The organism is Paenibacillus macquariensis (assembly GCF_900156375.1).
In the GTDB taxonomy this organism is placed as follows: Bacteria; Bacillota; Bacilli; order Paenibacillales; family Paenibacillaceae; genus Paenibacillus_AQ; species Paenibacillus_AQ macquariensis.
The window spans coordinates 43,393-61,121 of record NZ_FTNK01000024.1; the positions used below are offsets into that span (position 1 = coordinate 43,393).

Consider the following 17,729-nt stretch of genomic DNA (forward strand, 5'->3'; position numbering starts at 1 on the left):
CCTAATAATCAAAAAGTTTGTTTTACAGTAATAATCACCTTATTAATTAGGTTTAACTACATTAATAAACAAACTTATAATGATCTGCAGTGTTTATTTACTTAAAAACGTCCAGTATAACCTGCAGGTGAAGCTTTTACTTCAACCGGTGCCTTTGGTTGCTTTATTGATTTAAATATAGTTGGATCTAACTCAAAAATACTAATAGCAACTTGATTGTTTCCATGAACATGTGCAATTAAACGGTCATGTTTAGTAAACGGTGCTTGAGCTGTTGAACCCCCAAACTCGCCTGTGTTTGCTAAAATCACAGGTTGATACATATGATAGTGTAGAGCCCCTACCATGTTATCGAAGGTTTGGACATCCTTATTTAAGGCTGCCACTACGAAAATATCTGATACGTCACGCAGATCAGCCACAAGTGCTAAATCCGTAGCATCGTAACAAATGGCACCCGCAACACGAATTGAATCATTGGTACCTTTCTTGAATTCAACAAGTACTTGGTAAGGTCTATGTCCCTGTATTCCAAGTTTCTTCTCATCTTTTGTCATGTGCTGTTTTCCTTGTCGAACTTCGACAAATTCTCTACCTGTCTTTCGCTCAGATCTTAGTATCCAAACAGCTTGATTGATAGTTTTTTCTTTTGAGTGATTAAGTATAAACGTCATTCCAGCAAAAATACTTGCTTTTGTAGCATCAGACAATCGTCGCAACAACCACATATCATCTGGATGAATAGATAACTCAGGGAATACTATTAAATCAACCGTATTTGTATTGGTTCTCTGTTGAGCAGAAGACCATGTTTTTAATTTCAACCTAACTAGATTGCAAACTGAGGCAATATGTGCTCGATGACGTGCCCGGAATGAGTCTGTCCAGTGAGTCGGATCTTTATCATTAAAATCATCAATCTTTGGAAGTAATGTCTGGACGATCGCAACTCTAAACATTTTACTATCTGTTTCTTGATAACTTATAGTAGGGATTTCATAAACGGGCGTACCCGTTAGCTTTCCAAAGTAAACTAATTGATGATGAATTCGTTTAGTTATAATTTTTGAAAGATCCACAGCAGTTTTAGTATCATCAAAGTTTACAACCAAATCTCCTTGTATTGTTATTCCAGGCCATTGCAATAAACGGATCAACAATTCACTTATCCATGGTGAAACTGGATCTTGGTAACTGTTTAAACCACTTGGAGAATTAACTAAACCAAAACGTCTAGTGTACCATGTTGAACGCAGCCCTTTATATTGCCCTACATCCTCACGTGTCAAATAATTTGATGTGGTAAAATCAAACTCCCCTGTAAGACAAGAGCGTAGGATACGTCCGAGTCCATATAACCATGGATGGTTCATATTAATCCATGAGGGTTGCTCGTATAATTTGTTATCTGTTGATTGAAAGTCAATTCGAATAGAAAAATAACTATCGTTTTTATAATCTAAATGCTGAATTCTTTTCCAGTCACTACAATTCACAAAAATTGATTTGACAGACAAACCCTTTTCGAGTAATTCTTCAATGCCTTCATATTTTAATATTTTATAAGCTAGTAATAATAGAGCATTTTCTTGAGTGAAATGATTCTCATCACTTTGAATAATACGTAACAGCGAAATATCTTCATTATTAAATAAGATTAATCTTTGTTTTGAATTAATATCAAGTTCATCTGGAATATATTTTAGCCACTCTTTTTTTCGTGCTTTTCTTGAATTGCGAATTTCTTCAAGTAGATCTGGTCTATTCGTAATAAGCATAAAAATTAGTTCTTTTTTCTCAGACTCATCATCTAACGTACTAATTAAACTTACAAACCACTGTGCAAATTTTTTGGCATCAGAATGTAATTGTTGAGCCACAAGCATTATGGGAAACCAATCTTTTACTTTTACTCTTTTCAACTCAATTGGTCGATATAATATAGCTTGATGTAAAAGTTGGTAATCCCCCAGTCCAGTCTCAACTTTACCATCTTTATTCGCTTCCATTGTATCACCTATTGAGGCAAGGAAAAGATAAGCTTGTTGTTTAACATACCATGGAGAGTCGGGGCGATTATTTAAAACATGTTTTGCAAAAGATCCTAATTCTTGACGGAATGAATTAATATCTACTGATTCGGGATATTCAATTTTCGGACGAAATCCAATATCTACTGCTCCAGCACGAAATAAATCTGCTACAACATACTCACAAGTCTTTATTTCACGAATATCTATTTCATCTTGTTCATTAGTAGGAAACAGTTTACATTCTAAAGCTTCTAATACTACGTTTAATAATAATTTATCCGGAAACAAGTCCAGACCACATTTCAGCAATAATGTTAGAGAAGGGTTATTCGCCCAAAATCCTATTAATTTACGAGCCGTTGTTTCAAACTCATGATCAAGCATTTGACCAGAGGTAACATCATCAAGTAATTCTTCCTTGCTTCCCAAAGGTTCATGTAGATCAATCATTCCTCTTCGTAATCTAAGAGAAGAAACAATTCTAGTGGCAACAAAACGTTTCAAAGTGTCGTCACGAACGTCGATATTAGGTGTTGAAATCCGAGATAAATCTAACCAGTTTGTTTTCTCTGATAGTTCATTTATTAGTTGTTCTGAAGTTTGTAGAAGACCGTCTAAACCACCTGCCATCTGCTGTAACGAATCAATGTCAGGGGTTCCGCTTAAAACTCCTTGAAAGAGACTCATAAGTGACGAGATATTACTTTGGGTAGACATTTGTCTGTATGGTAAAACTTTAGTTTTTTTTTCGTTTATTTTCAAATGTACTTCTGAATCTATTTGATCAAGATACGCCTTTAAGTTTTGGGATATAAAGTCACTTATTTTTGCCGCAATTAATTCTTGATTAGTATCCTTTGTATCATAGGTTTCTACTACGATACGCAAATCGTCCACGTAACGGCAGTAATCTCTTAAAATTATCCTAGGGACGTGGTCGTCTTTTTGTTGAATCTCTTTATTTATTTGTTCTCCAATCTTATTATCAAAATCAATTAAGTATGCATTTGAGAGAAAGCCACTCGCTACGAGTCCTTGTGGAAGACCCTCAGGAAGTATATTTTTCTCAAGCATCCCATCATCTAATGTCAAATCTTCCCATTTCCATTTAAATATGTTTTCTAGAATTGTCCAGAACTTATCGTCAGCATAGTATTCCGATCCCAACTTATATGTATTAACGTATCTTTCGTAGATAATTTTTATTTGATTACGAAGTGCATTATGATCTATATTATCAAAAAAACCCTTTAAATCGATGGAAACAACAAACATATTTTGATTTGATGTTAATTTTGGAGCAAAGAATTGACAAATCTTTTTAGGACGTGATAGAAACAATCTGTAATCCTCATAAAATTTACGATAAGAATGCGAGTTACCCCATCCAAATTTAGCTTGTTTACGTTGATCAGTAACTTCAAACCATTCGCAATGCAACCTATTACCATAGCTATAAATTCTTTGCTTTTGTGCTTTTCGAAAATCTTGTTCTTCTGAGGGTCCTTGTTCAGATTCTACTGCATCTGCCAAACAAAGCATGGCTGCTGTCGCAAGTGTTTGATCTTTAATACTAAGATGTGCTAAGGGCCGAAGTCTCTGTTCACGCTCTGGATGCCAAGGATTTTTTTGACCTTCGTTAACATTATCTTCAAAAATCCATTGTGAATTTTTTGGCGCCGGTACAATTCTCATTTTATCAGGCTTATAAGTTTTTCTTTTAGACAATGCAGCCCAATTTAATATCTTATCCTCGATGTTTATAGTAGAACAATCTAATTCTAATACATCGGCATACCAGTTATGGCGACGTATATACTTCTGCGTTTTTTTCCATGCTTGAGCCAGAACAACAATATCAGTTAAGTAATCGGCTCGAGGTGCAATGAGTTCATATTTAATTCTATTCTCTTTCATAACTTTCACCTCTACATTATCAATCTTTTGATATATCGACTCTTTCTTGGAAATTATAACAAATTAGTTGGTTATCTGATATAGTCATTTTAATAGAAACATATACTTATACCCTGAACTATTTGGTCAATGCGCCACCTTAATCAAATAGGGCGGAGCTATCTTCGGCCGTGCCTCCTGAGGACGTGGGTCTATCTAGTGATTTGTACGACTATCGGCAAACAGCATCTCTGCTCCTCACCGGGATGCTTCCAGGTTCGGCCAGGCTGGACAGCTGGTAGTAGACAGCAGTTCTGAAGTGTACATCTCGGTTACTCCTATTCTGGTTCTGCTGGTCATGAAACTGCCGACGTTATGGAGTAGGTAGCCTTGAAAATCGTTGAAAAAAATAATGAAAGTGCTATAGATATTTACCAAATCCGCTATGAGACTATGTTCTTGTCCATGTTCGGCAATAGGGCTAAGTTCTTGTTTCGAGCAAAAGACAAGAACTTATACCTATAAAATGAAAAGTCCGCGCTCAGCGCGGGCTCCAATAGGTCTATTTTCTTGTCCTCTTAAAAGACAAGAATTATATAAGTGCTTTTCGTAAAGGCTACGAATATCGGCAGCCTGATGCCCACCCAGTTGGGTAAATACCGTCCATACCGAGCTGTTGATCCCAAACCAGTACCGTTGAGACCTTAACGGCATCCTTAGACAAATAAATTACTCTTTCTACATAGTGCTTAAAGTTTTTAATCTCTCTTCTCTCGCTATTACGCATCCCATATAAATTGAAATGAATCAGGTCCGCTGCAAATTGAAAGTTGCTCTCTTTGGATGCCTTATCCAATTCTGTTGTCGCCTCACTTTTGCAAAGCTCAAACGTCAATTGTGCTCCGCTATCATTGATCCAATCGGACGCCTGTTATCCCTTCAGCTAATGGCAGTCGATATTGACCATACGGAGCTAGCACACTAATGGTAGCGGAAGGAGCCTAACAACTTCACTTGGAAGTTGCAGAACGAATTGGTTAGCCTTATCATTGTTGTTCCGGCAACGGAGAACAATAACATGTGCATATTCCAGTTTTTACTTCTCCTATCTCAAAAACATTGAAGGTCAGTGTCTTTAATGGAAGATAGTTTGATAGTTTATTAGTGACATATCATACTTAATGCATATGTAACCATTGCCTGACCGTTAAGTTAATATATCAAATGCCAATTTAGATAAAGGTCTTCTTCCTAATTCATCTATTTTAAGATTGTTACCATACAAAAATAGATTAATTTCAAATCTATCCAGTTTCATTTCTGAAAACAGCTCCTCAAGTTGTTCTTTGTAAGTACTGGAATAAGCATATTTTTTATACAAAAGCTCTCTCACGTATTCTTTATGATGCTGATATAATTGGTTTAATCGAAAGAGTTCAATACTACTTTCTATTTCTTCTATACTTTCACTCGATTTATCAGCAGTAATACCTAACTCGAAATTACTATTATTTCCTATTAGGGAATTTATGTCACTATTACTTTTTAGCTTAACAACAAATTTAGCATCCTTTTCAAAACCATAATCATATGGATACAAAATATTTTTTCCTTTTGCTAGCTTAAATCTGGAGTTGCATATCTGGCAAGAAGGTATGAAATTATATAAAGACAGAGAAAATAAAGGAAAATAGGATTTGGGGAAAAAATGATCTAAATCAGCTGTGGATTTCTTTGTTCCCCCCTCATCATAATTTGTAGTATATTGTCTGTTACAGTAAGGACACACGCTGTTATTAAGCTTCACTAATAGCTCATGTCGCTTTTTCGATTCTAAAAAATCATATTGAATAAACAGTCTAATCCATTTATCTAGATCTTGCAGTTCATTTACGATATCTTTTATAAAGTTATGAAACTTCTTGTCACTTTCATAATAATTAGAATTCTGAATAATAGGGTCGATCCAATCATTTGAATACTTACTCACAAAATCTTTTCTAATCTTCTTACGTTCTTTTAAGGAACTAGCCTTAGGTAACTTTTCAGATATAGAAGTACTATAAAAAACTAATTTGCTAGTCAACATATAATTCTTTAGTTCAGGGTATTGACTGCTGGTTAATTCAAATGGATCTATTAATATACTTTTTATAAGTTGAATATTTAGTTTATTATTAGTTTCAAATAAATCAATAAAAGACTTATGAGTAACGTTTACCTGATTGGGAAAATTTATTTTATTTTTTTTATAAGCTTCTTCTATAAATTGAATGATGTATAGAAAATAATCTTTTGCAGTGCTATTAATAAGGCTATCATCTAATTTGATCATTGGTTTTCTTCCTTCATTCTCTTTAATAAGTTTATTTCTTTCTCCAGCTCATTTATTCTTGTATCAACGTCATTTTGAAAGAATAGAGTTGCCTTTTTTTCGTTTAAAAGCTCCATTAATTTATCTCGTATGATTTTCTCGCCTATTGCAGTAATAATCCCTTCCTTTTTCTTTATCTCTTTTCGAATAAACTCTCTTCTCTCTTCATTATCTGATTCACCTAAATCCAGCTCCTCAATGCTTGTAATTAACTTTTTGAAGACAGTTTGCGCATGTTCACCAATAGGAGAGTTGATAAAAAAGTCACTCTTAATAATGTCATAGAAATTACTCATTAATCCAAATTCCGCTTTCTTTATCACTCTTTTATTCGGATTTTTTTCATCTATATAAATACAATTAATAAATTCCTTCGGAACATCTGAAACAATAAAAGGGGAATGCGTAGTAATAATTAATTGGTATTTAACTTCTCGATCTAAATTGATATTCTCAAAAAACTTAACCAAGTTATAGATGTAAAGTCTAGACCATTCAGGATGAAAAGATACATCTGGCTCATCTAATAGAACCAGTATAGAACTTATTTGGGGGTTGTTCATCGCTATATCTATTGCTGTGTATAAGTTTGAAAACCCATTGATGAACTCCATCTGTCCAGTGCTTAAATTAGAAAAGCTAACGTTAATACTTTCGCTTTTGAACCCAAAAAAACTTGGACTATAACTATCTATAATTTGTAGTAGCTTATGGGTCGCTTCATTGAATTCTGTGTTTAGATTTAAACTAATAGTTGTGTAGGATGTAAAATAAGATATATCTATTTCTTTTAAGTTAGATACAAGTTCCTGAATGACTGAAATATCATAATTATAAGGTTCATCACTAAAATATTTCTCATTTGTACATATTACATTGAACACTATTTTTATAACTTCTATTAAATAACTAACTCGATTACTAAAACCGTCCTTTATAAATTCTATACCATCAATATTTTCACCGATATTTTTCTTATCAGTTTCTGTAATTAAATTAGTCCACAAACCTATAATCATATATTCAAGATAGCTAATTATATAACGTTGTTTATTTGTCCAACTTCTCTCATTATTTTTATTAGTTGACGGCAACATTCTTCCATATAAATGTAATGTAAATTTTTTATCAAATCCTAAAATTAAAGCGGGATTCTTATACAGATTTAATTTGATTTTTGCAACCTTATCTTCTTTAGTCCAAGCATCCTCTATATTAACCTCTTCCAAATTAATGACACATGATGCTTCATCCATATTAGAATGTGTTTCCCAAGATAAGTATTGCTTAACTACAAAATTATATATATTGGAATACTTAGGATTTTGCAGATATATCTTATTGAAGCTAACTCCATAGTCTGTTCCTCTACCTATTCTAGTGTTTTGAGTCCAATTTTTATTTCTATTACTAGTACAATACAATGAAACCATCTTTCTATTTAAAGAAGTTTTTCCTCTATCAGTTTTATCTGTTGTAAGGTTTACCTCTGTAAGTTGGGTGTAATTTAAATTATGGATCACTTGATTTAAATAATCGTATTTAACATAAAAACTATAATCATAGCTGTCACCTTCCGATGTAGTTTCTATGTTTTTTATAAGCTTTGGGTCATAACCTTCTATAACAAATTTATCATTCTCTATGTGATATACAGCAAACCATTGCATGTCTTGTATTTGTTTTACTTTAAACAATTCATTTCTCTCTTGCTTAATGGAACCTAGAATATCAAGTAAAGTAGTTTTGCCTGCGCCGTTTTTCCCAACAATCAAGTTGATATCTTGTATTGTTGGTCCCCATAAATTTTCATAGGGATTATAGTTTTGTTCTATGATTAAGTGCTCTTCATTGTTATAATTTATTCGGAAATCATTAGTGAAAACAAATCCCTGATTTTCAAAATTTCTATGAACTGTTCCTATGTATAAATAAACTAATTTAGGATGCAAATAAATCCTTCCTTTCAGATAATAATTTATAATTTCGGCATGCATCGAATCCTTCTTTTCGCATCTCAAGACAGAGAAGTTGTATCTTCATCAGTGTAAGTCAGAAGCCGAGATACATCAAGCCGTTGAAGACTATATCTACTTTTATAACTATCAACGGTTTCAGGCTAAACTCAAACAGCGCGCGCCGATTGAGTATCGGCACGCGCTGGCTGCATAGCTTTTTTTATCTGTCTACTTGACAGGAGAATGACCATTTTTCAAGCTTTTCATCGTTAAGTTATGTTGGCACATTCAGTTGTGTCATTGGACACCCCTGATTGTCGTCTCATTCCTCGTTGTATTATCAATTCATAACTTGCTATCCATTATCCCTATGACTTCAATCTCAGAGCGTGATAATTTCTCTATTTCAGCTAGTTTAGATGAAATGTGAATAATATAATCATCATTACTTGCAATCACCGGATCTACATTAATTATATTTGTTCTCTGTTCCATCTCATTCTTTACTGTGTAATTAACTATTAGTTTAATAAGAAAACAGCTCCTTTTATTACTACATATATTAGAGGGATTAAGGAAATACTATTTCAAAAATATGGAGTGATACTGCTCTGAAGGTTGACTTATGACTCGTACTGATAATTGAATTAATACATCGTCCACTCTCTTCATCAACTTCTTAAGAGATGCTGTTTCCATGTGCTCGATGGGAGATATATCTATGAGACTTGCTAGAAAGTGCATGGAATGTATAAACATCACGGTATCCAACTCAGGACCTGACTCTTGAACTGTAAGCTCCACCACATCTTCCAGTGATAATGAATGCGGAGGAAACACAGTATTCTTCTCTTTCATGTACAGCGCCTGAAGCATGGACTTCAATGCTCTATCGCTAAATATAATACACACATGAGGTGAGTGCTGATGTATAAATAGAAGTGTGCAGTTCATATGGATCTGTGCAAGATTATGTAGATTATATATAGTCTTAGATTGGGTGCCATGCCCCTGTGTTCTGGTTATCTTATTGGTATGATCTCTGCATTCAGCCATGAAGGTTAGGTTATTCACATGCTTCAGCTCCCACTTCCGTTATTGCGCGATTTTATTGAGGTATAATGTATGTTTCACAATGCTAATATACAAATGTTAATGGGTCATTCTAGAAAGTAAGGAACTTCCTATCTTCCTATCTTCCTATCATTATTCTCATTTACAATATATGTATTATATCACGATTTATATTTTGTGGGCAATAGCCTACAGAAACAACCCTATGAAATGGCATATGATTATCTTTAACTATCAAAAAGGGGTTTTAAAGTTGGCAACTAATGATGATAAGAAGAAGTTAATTGAACTCCTCGCATTTGGAAGGGCCCTCCGGAGGCTTCGAAAAGTGAACCAACTAACTCAAGACGAACTCAGTTTATATTCCCGTGTCGATCGGTCTTATATTAGTGAACTCGAGAACGGTGAAAAGGCTCCTTCTTTACTTACTATTATCTCGCTAGCCAATGCATTACATATTAAACCATCCGTTCTCATAGAGAATTTCGAGATGGAATTCAAAGAATAACTATTTCAAACTTTAAAAATTGAATTAAAGTTCGTGTTCCCCCAAATTCTTCTACATAGATACTAAAAAAGCTGATTGGAATTCCAATCAGCTTTTTTAGTATCTATTATTCATGTTGGCTTCTCCGCCTGAATTCTAAGTAGTTTGCGCTGAAGATACTCAGATAACTCGACATCATAGACCAAGAGATAATTCGACTGGATCAACTCATCATACAGGTTATCCGAAATTAACTTGAGAAATCTAAGGAATAACCTCTCCTCATCACGTATATACGTGAAGGGGAGAGGTTGATATAATCGATTTATCAAATAGACAAAGGGTGAGCACAGTGTCTGTTAAAGTACAAAAATGGGGGAACAGTTTAGTGTTACGAAATCCTGTACAATTCACCTCAATGTTAGGTATTGATGAAGGTACTGAAATGAATTTGGATTCCGATGATAAGGGTGGTCTAAGCTTGATTCCTGTAATACAAAAGCCGACTCTGGAAGAATTACTCTCTCAAATTACCCCAACGAATCAGCACAAAGAAATTGACTTCGGAAAATCAGAAGGGAATGAATCCCTCTGAGTAATATTAGATCTGCTTCATAAGCCTCTCCCCCGCCGATTCGTTCAGTCCAATTCAACTTTATGAAACTGAAAGTTTCAAGCCTTTATGTTTTTGGTCAGTTCTACTCATTATCATCTCGAACTGACTCATCTTTAAACAACTGCTTTTTATACATCTTTGGAACCTTATCATAGTCCTTCTTCACTCTAAAAAGACCATCCCAGTTAGCACGTAACTTCGGAAAGTGCTTCCTCATAACTTTTCTAGTGAAACTTTGCTTAGAATTGGAGGTAAGAGAAATATATTGCGCGTTAGGAACTAATAATATGAGCATAGTCAAAGCACTTAAACCTAAAAAAGCTAGACTTAGAAGCCAGAAATCCTTAGGGAAAAGTCCAATCTTAAATAAACTAAAACAACCCGAGAAATAAAACAAAAGTAATGAGATCACTGTTACACCTTTTATTGTTTCATATAGGAATTTCATTGATTCAAAGTAAAACTTCATCCAATAAGGTTTTGTCTGAATATATTGATGCCAATTAAAATCACGATAAAGTAAATTTGTTGAATTTCTATATCCTTCATTTACCTTGTAAAATATCACACATTCAAAGTTGTAAAAAAATTCATCCCAGATTTCCTCATCGCGTTCTCGCTTAAATTTATTATAACTATCGTTTAATTCATAGAACGTATCTAATAACTCTAGGCTACCAATTTTATAAATGGGAGTATCACTTGCAAGATACTTAACAAAAAAAACATCAATTAACTCTTCTCTTTCCTTAGGCTTTTCACAAGAAATTATTTTCAGCATTTCATGATACATAGGGCTAAATAATTTCTCGAGATTTTCTTCTGTATATTGCATGAGCCTATCATTCTTTTTGGTTCTTGTCCCAAACATAAACCCAAGAACAACTGACAGTATTGCTGCTATAACAGGTAAATATTTAATATAATCAATCTCCATATTTCACCTCGTAGAATCTGCGTCAATTTACATCATAGTCCTTTTGATCTAAATCGCAACAGTAAAATGCTACCATAATTTGTCGAATCAAGATAGAAGTTTCAAGCATATCTCCAAAAAAACATATATACACCAAAAGGGAACAGCTAGGATGACTGTCCCTTCGTATACAATCCTTTGATTAGCTATATTTCTTTACTGATAAATCACAAAAATATCGAGTTCAATAAGATCAGTCTATACTTTCAACTAACTAATTCCTTTAAAAAATCCTAGCCAACCAGATCAGTTACAACCATGTTTTGTAAAGTATAAAAAATTTCGATATTTACTATCCCCTCAATATATCTAAAAACAAAATCCACTCATAAAGAGTGGCTTATCTTTAACTATACAATCTATTGCTCTCTGTTTATCTTCTTCGCTCGACATCGAATACCTTAGAATCATATCCGGTGAACTATTCCCACTCAATCGTTGCAGGTGGTTTCAATGCTACGTCGTAGACGATACGGTTAACGTTGTCTACTTCGTTTACGATACGCACCGAGATTTTCTCTAGCACATCCCAAGGGATACGTGGGTTTTGAGCCTTTTTTATGATAAAACCACCGTAAATCCCAATGCCACTACCTACATCAATAGAGTGAATTACCTGCTACAATTTTTGGTCATTACATGTCTATTATTGTGCTATTTTAGTCGTTTAAGAGACTTCGCCTATAGAAAAGTAAGAATATATTTTGTCCTCAGAACAAAGTACTAAAGCAATCGATTAAACGTTCTCAAATCAAACAGATAACTCTCTGTAGCATTAACTTCATCATTTTCCCTGTGAATATACTTGTGAAGTAACGCTTTACCTGCTTCTATCTCTTGCATTAAAAATTGAAAAGAAACTTCCCAAACACCATATAAGGGATGAACCGAAAACGAGTTCCATTCTAACTGTTTCCAGTTTACCCAGAAGTATATCTCTGCATCTGGATACTCCTTCTTGTAGTAAACATAGTCTTTGTGATTAAAAGTAACAGCGTACTGGGGATCATAACCTTTTTTTCCAATAGTAAAGAAAGGTGTGTTTTGAACCTTTAAATCAGCAACATTGCCATTGTCTTGATTTAATAGGTCAATAAATGTCTTACGTGTCGTCTTCATCGGATGTTTGATTAGATTTTTTCTTATCTTCGGAACAACCTCCCTTACAAAGGCTTCCTCCTCTAACTCACCTTTTTTACACCAATAGCCTTTATCCTCAGTATCATGTTCGATTGCTGCATTTCTCATCACAATACTTACGTTGGTAGCTATAAAACCTCTATTTCCTGATTCTATGTTAAATTCGACAGTTTGTCCTACAGTTAATGTCTTAAAACCCTCACCTCTGATGTTGGTGAAATGAACAAAGACATCAGATTTATCTACATTCTTTGTAATGAATCCATATCCTTTATCAGAGTCAAAGCGTTTAACTTTACCATAATAACACTCATTGTCCATTGTACACCTCTGATACTTTAGTCTTGAAGCCCAAAGTAGTCTCTCCTAATTATTGGTGTAAATTCTTGACCCACTTCTTCAAATATATCCAGCAACTCAGAGTATGTACTGTCGCTTGCACCAATCTTATTCCAAAGACTTGCTCCTATTAAAACACTTGTAGCGTCATCAAGGTTTAATAACTTATACGGTATAGTAAAACCCGAACTTCTATAGGGTTCTCCCTCTCCAGCAGGATTAAATGGTAAAGCAAAGTATGCTTCTACATCTGTTCCTCCAGCTACTAAGCGCAACATATCTCTTTTTGCACGTTCAGTTTGATCAAGATTAGGCTTCACTGTTTTGAAGGAGTAAAATTCCTTCTTACCATTTTCTCTTAAAATATACAGGTCAGACTTAACTGTGACATCTTCAAATCTTTCATTATTCAATGCTAGTATTTCAGATACCTCTCTGTTCCAGTCTGGAGTACTTCTATTCTCTCTTTGAGCCTTCAGTATTTCATCAATTTTTTCTATACGCCAAGTACATACCCTAAAACTTTCATCATGCTGATTACTGGCAATAGCACCACTGCCTTCAGCTATGATTTTGGCTAATTGTTCAAATATACCTTGCCCAAGTGTAGTAACAAATGACCTTTCGAACTTTGCACCCTTCCATACTTCAAGTGGTACAAGTCTATATCCAAACGGATTTGAAATCATGACTTGATTTTCGCCAAATGGCTCCTCTAATCGCCTTGTAATGATCTTACGCATTACACCTGCCAAATGGGTTTTTATATGTTGTTTAGTCGTTTCGTTCACGTTACACCGCCCTATATATTATAAAATACAAAAAAGGTGTGGGAAATTATTCCCACACCTTTAATACTATATGCTTTATCTTGTAACTGCAACTTCATTGACCATTTTGTTCCATGCAGTAATTTCTTGAAGCAACCTCAAGATAGATTTCCCTAGTATCTCAGCCAATCCAACTGGTACTGCATTCCCGATTTGGATATATTGCTTCGTTAATGAACCTGAAACTCTATAGTCAATTGGAAATTGCTGTATCGTTAAATACTCTTCAATACTCAATGGACGGTCTTCATATGGATGACCAAGATTGGTACTTTTTTGTATCGGAGAAGTTAACATGGTTGGTGCAGGACGATCAATCCAAAGTCTCCTGAAAAATCCAACCTTCCCACCACCAGATTCATATGCTCCACCCATGGCGTTTTTAACAACATCATCAGGTAAATTTCTCCAATACCCACCACCTTGAGGGATCATCTTCATATACTGAAGTCTATCAGGGGAGTATTCAACAAAGTGATGTTCATTAATCTCTATTGATTCTAATGCATCGCCTACACTGACCCATTTTTTTTGCCGTCCCAATCCATCCTTACTGTGAGTGGCAATTGGAAACTCGAATTTAGCACCCAGATCTTCTCTAACTCCAACAAAGAACACTCTCTCTCTTGTTTGAGGTACTCCATAGTCCGCAGAATTTATCAATTTATAATTAACATTATATCCTTTGAACTGCTCCAACAAAAAATTAAGCGCACTTCCTGGCAATTCATCTGGTTCATAAGTTGGGAAGTTGTCACCCCTCTGATTAATTGGGCGATGTTTTATTGCTGCCGACAACAAACCTTTTACATTTTCCAGAAGAAAAACCTTCGGTTTCGTCTCCCGAACTAATTCCGCAAACTTGAGCATAGCTTGTCCACGAGGATCACCAAAGGCTTGCCTTTTTCCTGCTGTACTGAAGGATTGGCATGGACTTCCTCCAAACATGAGGTCAATTTCATCCTCTTCGTTTAGACCTGCTTCCATTAATATTCTTTCCCGTGAATAGTCCATTATATCTCCCTGAATGATATTCATCTCAGGATGGTTTGTTTTTAGCGTCTCGCAATAGGTTTCCTCTATTTCAACGGTTAGTCTTACATCAAATCCTGACTTCTTCATGCCTATATCTAGCCCGCCAGCACCTGAAAAAAAAGATATTGCTACTGCCATAATGCCACCTCACAATCTTATCTTCAGTAATTGTAGCATTTATCTGGATTTTGGTCCAACTTTTTTTTTGACAATAGTATTAACTCTAGCAAGCCTATCTATACAGATAAATGGTTTTCCTGTATTCCCCAAACACTAGATATAGTTATAATAACCCATAGGAGAACCGATATTTTCCATATGATCAGGAGAAAATTAATTTGGCTAGAAGATGTAAGAAAGAACCTATATTCGTATAAATGGCAATGCAACTAGCAGTTGGCTGTGCCTTTGTCCTTGCATTTAATCTCACGTTCAGCAGGTATGGTTCATCGCTTCGGGGAGCATGGTTATGATCACCATCGTTATCGTACTAGCTACAGCCATTGGAGTCCGAATCTTCTACATTCAAGAAAAGCTGAAGAAAGCCAATATCAACGAGATCGATAAAATGAGCGGCACAATGTTTAAGTGTTACCTAGAACTGTTCTTTAAACGTCAGGGATAGCAGGTGAAGCGTACAGGTGGTAAGGATGATTACGGGGCTGATTGATCCTGTCATCAGCAACGAACAAAGGTGTCTCCAACCAAACGATGAAAGAAGAACGTGGGCTATGAAGCGATTCAGAAAGCTTATACTAGCAAGGCGAAAGAATATTGCTTATCCAATTCAAGACGTTTTAATGGACGAGTGTACTTCTATGCTCATCAGCGTTAATATGCTCAATTCAAATGAAAATGTGTGATATTTTGTTTACTTATGAACATCCCAATGAAGAAATTTACTTTTCAACCTTAATGAAATATCTAGAAAAGACTAATGAAGAGAAAATCGTTAGATTGTTAAAGGGTGGAAAGTGTTCTTTCCGAACCGTTGGTGACTATTCGAGGGAAAGATGGAATGCATACTGGATGCAGATGGTCTTTTATGTACAGATTGATAATCTGGATTTGGTAAACCTCGATACTAATAAAAAACTCATAAGCATATGTCATCGACTACTTCCTGCCGAAGCTGGTTATGATGTCATGAGCGTTGATTTCCTTCCAAGTTTGGAGGTATATAACGTAGATAAATCTATGGCTGAAGACTTGGATAATACAATAAATCAACGATCAGATAGCATAAGCAACCTTCTTCCAACTGATGTAAAAGAGAAAGGGAATGAAATAGCTGAAGCTTATATCTATCACTATAGCGTGGAAAATTACTGAGATTGTTTATTGAGAAAGTTTGTACAGAAATGCATGGAATTAACTACTTCAAAAGTATCAACTTAAATAAAAGCATTAAGACAGTATAGACATCAGAAAAAAACAAGAGGATAAGAATAAGTGGATGAGAGTACGGGGGAATTCGGAGTTATTTTACCTCGACTTCAAGAACTTGGAATGATCCTTAGTAACAATTGGAGTATATTTTCCAAATACGTTCCTGATTAGGATTGTATTTTGCCTAAGATTAACGAAATGGCTGACTGTAGAAATCTTGTAGCACACAACAGCTATATCGGAAAACACGAAAAAGATGTAATTAGAGTTAACTTCAATAGTATTCTGAGACAAATAAATACTGTTATTACATAAATCTCGGATTTAATATACGGCACATTCGGCAATCACGTCAGGTTTCTAACGAGAATGTGCCTGTTTTTATTGGATATCAAGCAGTACAATTGATATCAATTAATAATCTTAACGTGAATGTAACAAGCGTCGATCTGCTGTAGTTCCTAGCGCCCTAACCTAATCAGCAATGATCTAAGGAGTGAACAACATTGACAACATCACCAGACTATACGGAGAGCAATATCTAAGCACCCTAGGTCTTCGACTGTCGAGGATGGATGATTCAGAAGGTGTAGCAACAGACGAAGGAGCGGTAATCAGGCAACTTGAATTCGACAAGTACATCCAGCTAGCGTACAGGCACAGCATCGTGGATGATGATCTACAAAAACGTCTAAAGAACAATCAATGGGATGTCTTTTTTCAAGCTAGAAACGAACTGATAGCTGCTTACGTCATGGAGAGCATGGGACATCCCCTAACCTTCAATCCTAAGGGACAGGGCAATACAAAGGGCGAGTTTAGCATCCACACTGAAGCTGGAGACATCTTCACAGAGGTGAAGTCTCCTATCCGCAAGCCTGTCAATCGTGTTTAGACAGGCAATGACGCTGATACTATACGTAGAGTCATTAGAGACGCAGCTAACATGCAGCTTGATAAGAGTAAAATGAATTTATTAATCTTCGCTGGTGACATGAAGGTTTCTATTACTCAAGAACATGAATCTGATATGATTAGTAAGCCAGTAATCGAGTTTGAGCCTACTGGGTTGTTTCAGCCTGAACGGAATACCCGAATCAGTGCTGTTGCTACACTTGAAGACAGATTGACGGATAATGGATTTTCTTAAAGTTTCAAGATTCTCCACAATCCGTTCGCAGCTATGCCCATTCTAACGACGATCTTCGATGGTTACAAGCAATTTGTGCTGAATGAAGTTACAGAGACGATGGAGTGGATTAACAATCAAAAGCCATCCACTCAATTGATATGCTCCCCTTATAGTAGACAGAAAAAAGCAAGCCGATTAATCTGTCTATTATGGAGGGGATTTTTTTATGGGCGAAATTACGATGTTACAGGCAGTCAATCTCTATCTCAAAAAGGGAATGAGCTACAAGAGTGTAGGTAAAGAATTGGATATCGACCATTCCTTAGTCCGACGTTGGGTGAATCATTTTCAAGCGGAGGGAATTAAAGTACTGGAGAAGAAAAGAGGCAAAGCAATAGGCCCTGGAGTTGGTAGACCGAGAACTCGATCAGAAGATCCTGAGGTTAAGCT

16 protein-coding genes and 2 pseudogenes are annotated in these 17,729 nt (G+C 35.3%); 8 read left to right on the forward strand and 10 right to left on the reverse strand.

From position 1 onward, the window contains the following. Positions 1 to 101: 101 nt before the first annotated feature. The 4 genes from BW961_RS26080 to BW961_RS26095 form a co-directional block, all read right to left on the reverse strand. Positions 102 to 3,950, reverse strand: coding sequence for a reverse transcriptase domain-containing protein (locus tag BW961_RS26080; protein WP_068584735.1), 3,849 nt, complete (start codon positions 3,948 to 3,950; stop codon positions 102 to 104). Between the two features lie 595 nt (positions 3,951 to 4,545). Then, a complete protein-coding gene (locus BW961_RS26085) occupies positions 4,546 to 4,824 on the reverse strand; it encodes a hypothetical protein (RefSeq protein WP_068584732.1) in 279 nt (92 codons plus the stop codon). 312 nt (positions 4,825 to 5,136) lie between these two features. After that, complete coding sequence (locus BW961_RS26090) at positions 5,137 to 6,264, reverse strand: hypothetical protein (protein WP_068584727.1); 1,128 nt, start codon at positions 6,262 to 6,264, stop codon at positions 5,137 to 5,139. Further along, positions 6,261 to 8,255 (reverse strand): AAA family ATPase, encoded by a 1,995-nt coding sequence (locus tag BW961_RS26095; protein ID WP_170878613.1) that lies wholly within the window; start codon positions 8,253 to 8,255, stop codon positions 6,261 to 6,263. Before BW961_RS26095 ends, BW961_RS26090 begins: the two co-directional genes overlap by 4 nt. Before the next feature lie 34 nt (positions 8,256 to 8,289). Between BW961_RS26095 and BW961_RS26100 the strand changes: the two are divergent. After that, positions 8,290 to 8,475: pseudogene (locus BW961_RS26100) on the forward strand (IS3 family transposase); the annotation flags it as partial. 368 nt (positions 8,476 to 8,843) lie between these two features. On the opposite strand, the gene BW961_RS26105 reads toward BW961_RS26100, so the two are convergent. Beyond that, positions 8,844 to 9,335: a hypothetical protein gene (locus BW961_RS26105; protein WP_068584721.1), complete on the reverse strand. Its 492-nt coding sequence runs from the start codon at positions 9,333 to 9,335 to the stop codon at positions 8,844 to 8,846. Between the two features lie 217 nt (positions 9,336 to 9,552). Between BW961_RS26105 and BW961_RS31645 the strand changes: the two genes are divergently transcribed. Both BW961_RS31645 and BW961_RS26115 read left to right on the forward strand, forming a co-directional pair. Continuing rightward, a complete protein-coding gene (locus tag BW961_RS31645; RefSeq protein ID WP_068584843.1) occupies positions 9,553 to 9,843 on the forward strand; it encodes a helix-turn-helix domain-containing protein in 291 nt (96 codons plus the stop codon). Between the two features lie 331 nt (positions 9,844 to 10,174). Beyond that, on the forward strand, positions 10,175 to 10,417 hold the full coding sequence (locus BW961_RS26115; protein WP_244556066.1) for an AbrB/MazE/SpoVT family DNA-binding domain-containing protein: 243 nt from the start codon (positions 10,175 to 10,177) through the stop codon (positions 10,415 to 10,417). Between the two features lie 103 nt (positions 10,418 to 10,520). On the opposite strand, the gene BW961_RS26120 is transcribed toward BW961_RS26115, so the two are convergent. The 5 genes and pseudogenes from BW961_RS26120 to BW961_RS26140 form a co-directional block, all read right to left on the reverse strand. Beyond that, entirely contained in the window at positions 10,521 to 11,375 is an 855-nt protein-coding gene (locus BW961_RS26120; RefSeq protein WP_068584716.1) for a hypothetical protein, read from the reverse strand. Between the two features lie 460 nt (positions 11,376 to 11,835). Beyond that, positions 11,836 to 11,955, reverse strand: a pseudogene (locus BW961_RS26125) (GMP synthase (glutamine-hydrolyzing)); the annotation flags it as partial. A gap of 182 nt (positions 11,956 to 12,137) precedes the next feature. Further along, positions 12,138 to 12,875 (reverse strand): cold-shock protein, encoded by a 738-nt coding sequence (locus tag BW961_RS32010; protein WP_068584713.1) that lies wholly within the window; start codon positions 12,873 to 12,875, stop codon positions 12,138 to 12,140. A gap of 17 nt (positions 12,876 to 12,892) precedes the next feature. Next, entirely contained in the window at positions 12,893 to 13,684 is a 792-nt protein-coding gene (locus BW961_RS26135) for a TdeIII family type II restriction endonuclease (protein WP_068584710.1), read from the reverse strand. Between the two features lie 75 nt (positions 13,685 to 13,759). Beyond that, the gene (locus tag BW961_RS26140; protein ID WP_068584708.1) at positions 13,760 to 14,896 is read right to left on the reverse strand and encodes a DNA cytosine methyltransferase; all 1,137 of its coding nucleotides are present in this window, start codon (positions 14,894 to 14,896) and stop codon (positions 13,760 to 13,762) included. Between the two features lie 331 nt (positions 14,897 to 15,227). Here BW961_RS26140 and BW961_RS30725 point away from each other — a divergent pair, with 331 nt between their 5' ends. The 5 genes from BW961_RS30725 to BW961_RS26165 all read left to right on the forward strand — a co-directional run. After that, the gene (locus BW961_RS30725) at positions 15,228 to 15,383 is read left to right on the forward strand and encodes a hypothetical protein (protein ID WP_156510117.1); all 156 of its coding nucleotides are present in this window, start codon (positions 15,228 to 15,230) and stop codon (positions 15,381 to 15,383) included. Between the two features lie 242 nt (positions 15,384 to 15,625). After that, on the forward strand, positions 15,626 to 16,090 hold the full coding sequence (locus tag BW961_RS26150) for a hypothetical protein (protein ID WP_068584703.1): 465 nt from the start codon (positions 15,626 to 15,628) through the stop codon (positions 16,088 to 16,090). Positions 16,091 to 16,643: 553 nt separating this feature from the next. Beyond that, positions 16,644 to 17,042, forward strand: coding sequence for a hypothetical protein (locus tag BW961_RS26155; protein WP_139331751.1), 399 nt, complete (start codon positions 16,644 to 16,646; stop codon positions 17,040 to 17,042). A gap of 51 nt (positions 17,043 to 17,093) precedes the next feature. Beyond that, entirely contained in the window at positions 17,094 to 17,297 is a 204-nt protein-coding gene (locus BW961_RS26160; protein ID WP_068584698.1) for a hypothetical protein, read from the forward strand. Between the two features lie 208 nt (positions 17,298 to 17,505). Continuing rightward, positions 17,506 to 17,729, forward strand: a 224-nt coding sequence (locus tag BW961_RS26165) for a helix-turn-helix domain-containing protein (RefSeq protein ID WP_083714060.1), incomplete at its 3' end; no start/stop codon positions are given.

Bases quoted from the DNA above. Each gene is read 5' to 3' on its own strand.
- BW961_RS26080 (WP_068584735.1), bottom strand. From the start codon at position 3,950: ATGAAAGAGAATAGAATTAAATATGAACTCATTGCACCTCGAGCCGAT.
- BW961_RS26090 (WP_068584727.1), bottom strand. From the start codon at position 6,264: ATGATCAAATTAGATGATAGCCTTATTAATAGCACTGCAAAAGATTAT.
- BW961_RS31645 (WP_068584843.1), top strand. From the start codon at position 9,553: ATGATTATCTTTAACTATCAAAAAGGGGTTTTAAAGTTGGCAACTAAT.
- BW961_RS26120 (WP_068584716.1), bottom strand. From the start codon at position 11,375: ATGGAGATTGATTATATTAAATATTTACCTGTTATAGCAGCAATACTG.
- BW961_RS32010 (WP_068584713.1), bottom strand. From the start codon at position 12,875: ATGGACAATGAGTGTTATTATGGTAAAGTTAAACGCTTTGACTCTGAT.
- BW961_RS26140 (WP_068584708.1), bottom strand. From the start codon at position 14,896: ATGGCAGTAGCAATATCTTTTTTTTCAGGTGCTGGCGGGCTAGATATA.
- BW961_RS30725 (WP_156510117.1), top strand. From the start codon at position 15,228: ATGATCACCATCGTTATCGTACTAGCTACAGCCATTGGAGTCCGAATC.
- BW961_RS26160 (WP_068584698.1), top strand. From the start codon at position 17,094: ATGCAGCTTGATAAGAGTAAAATGAATTTATTAATCTTCGCTGGTGAC.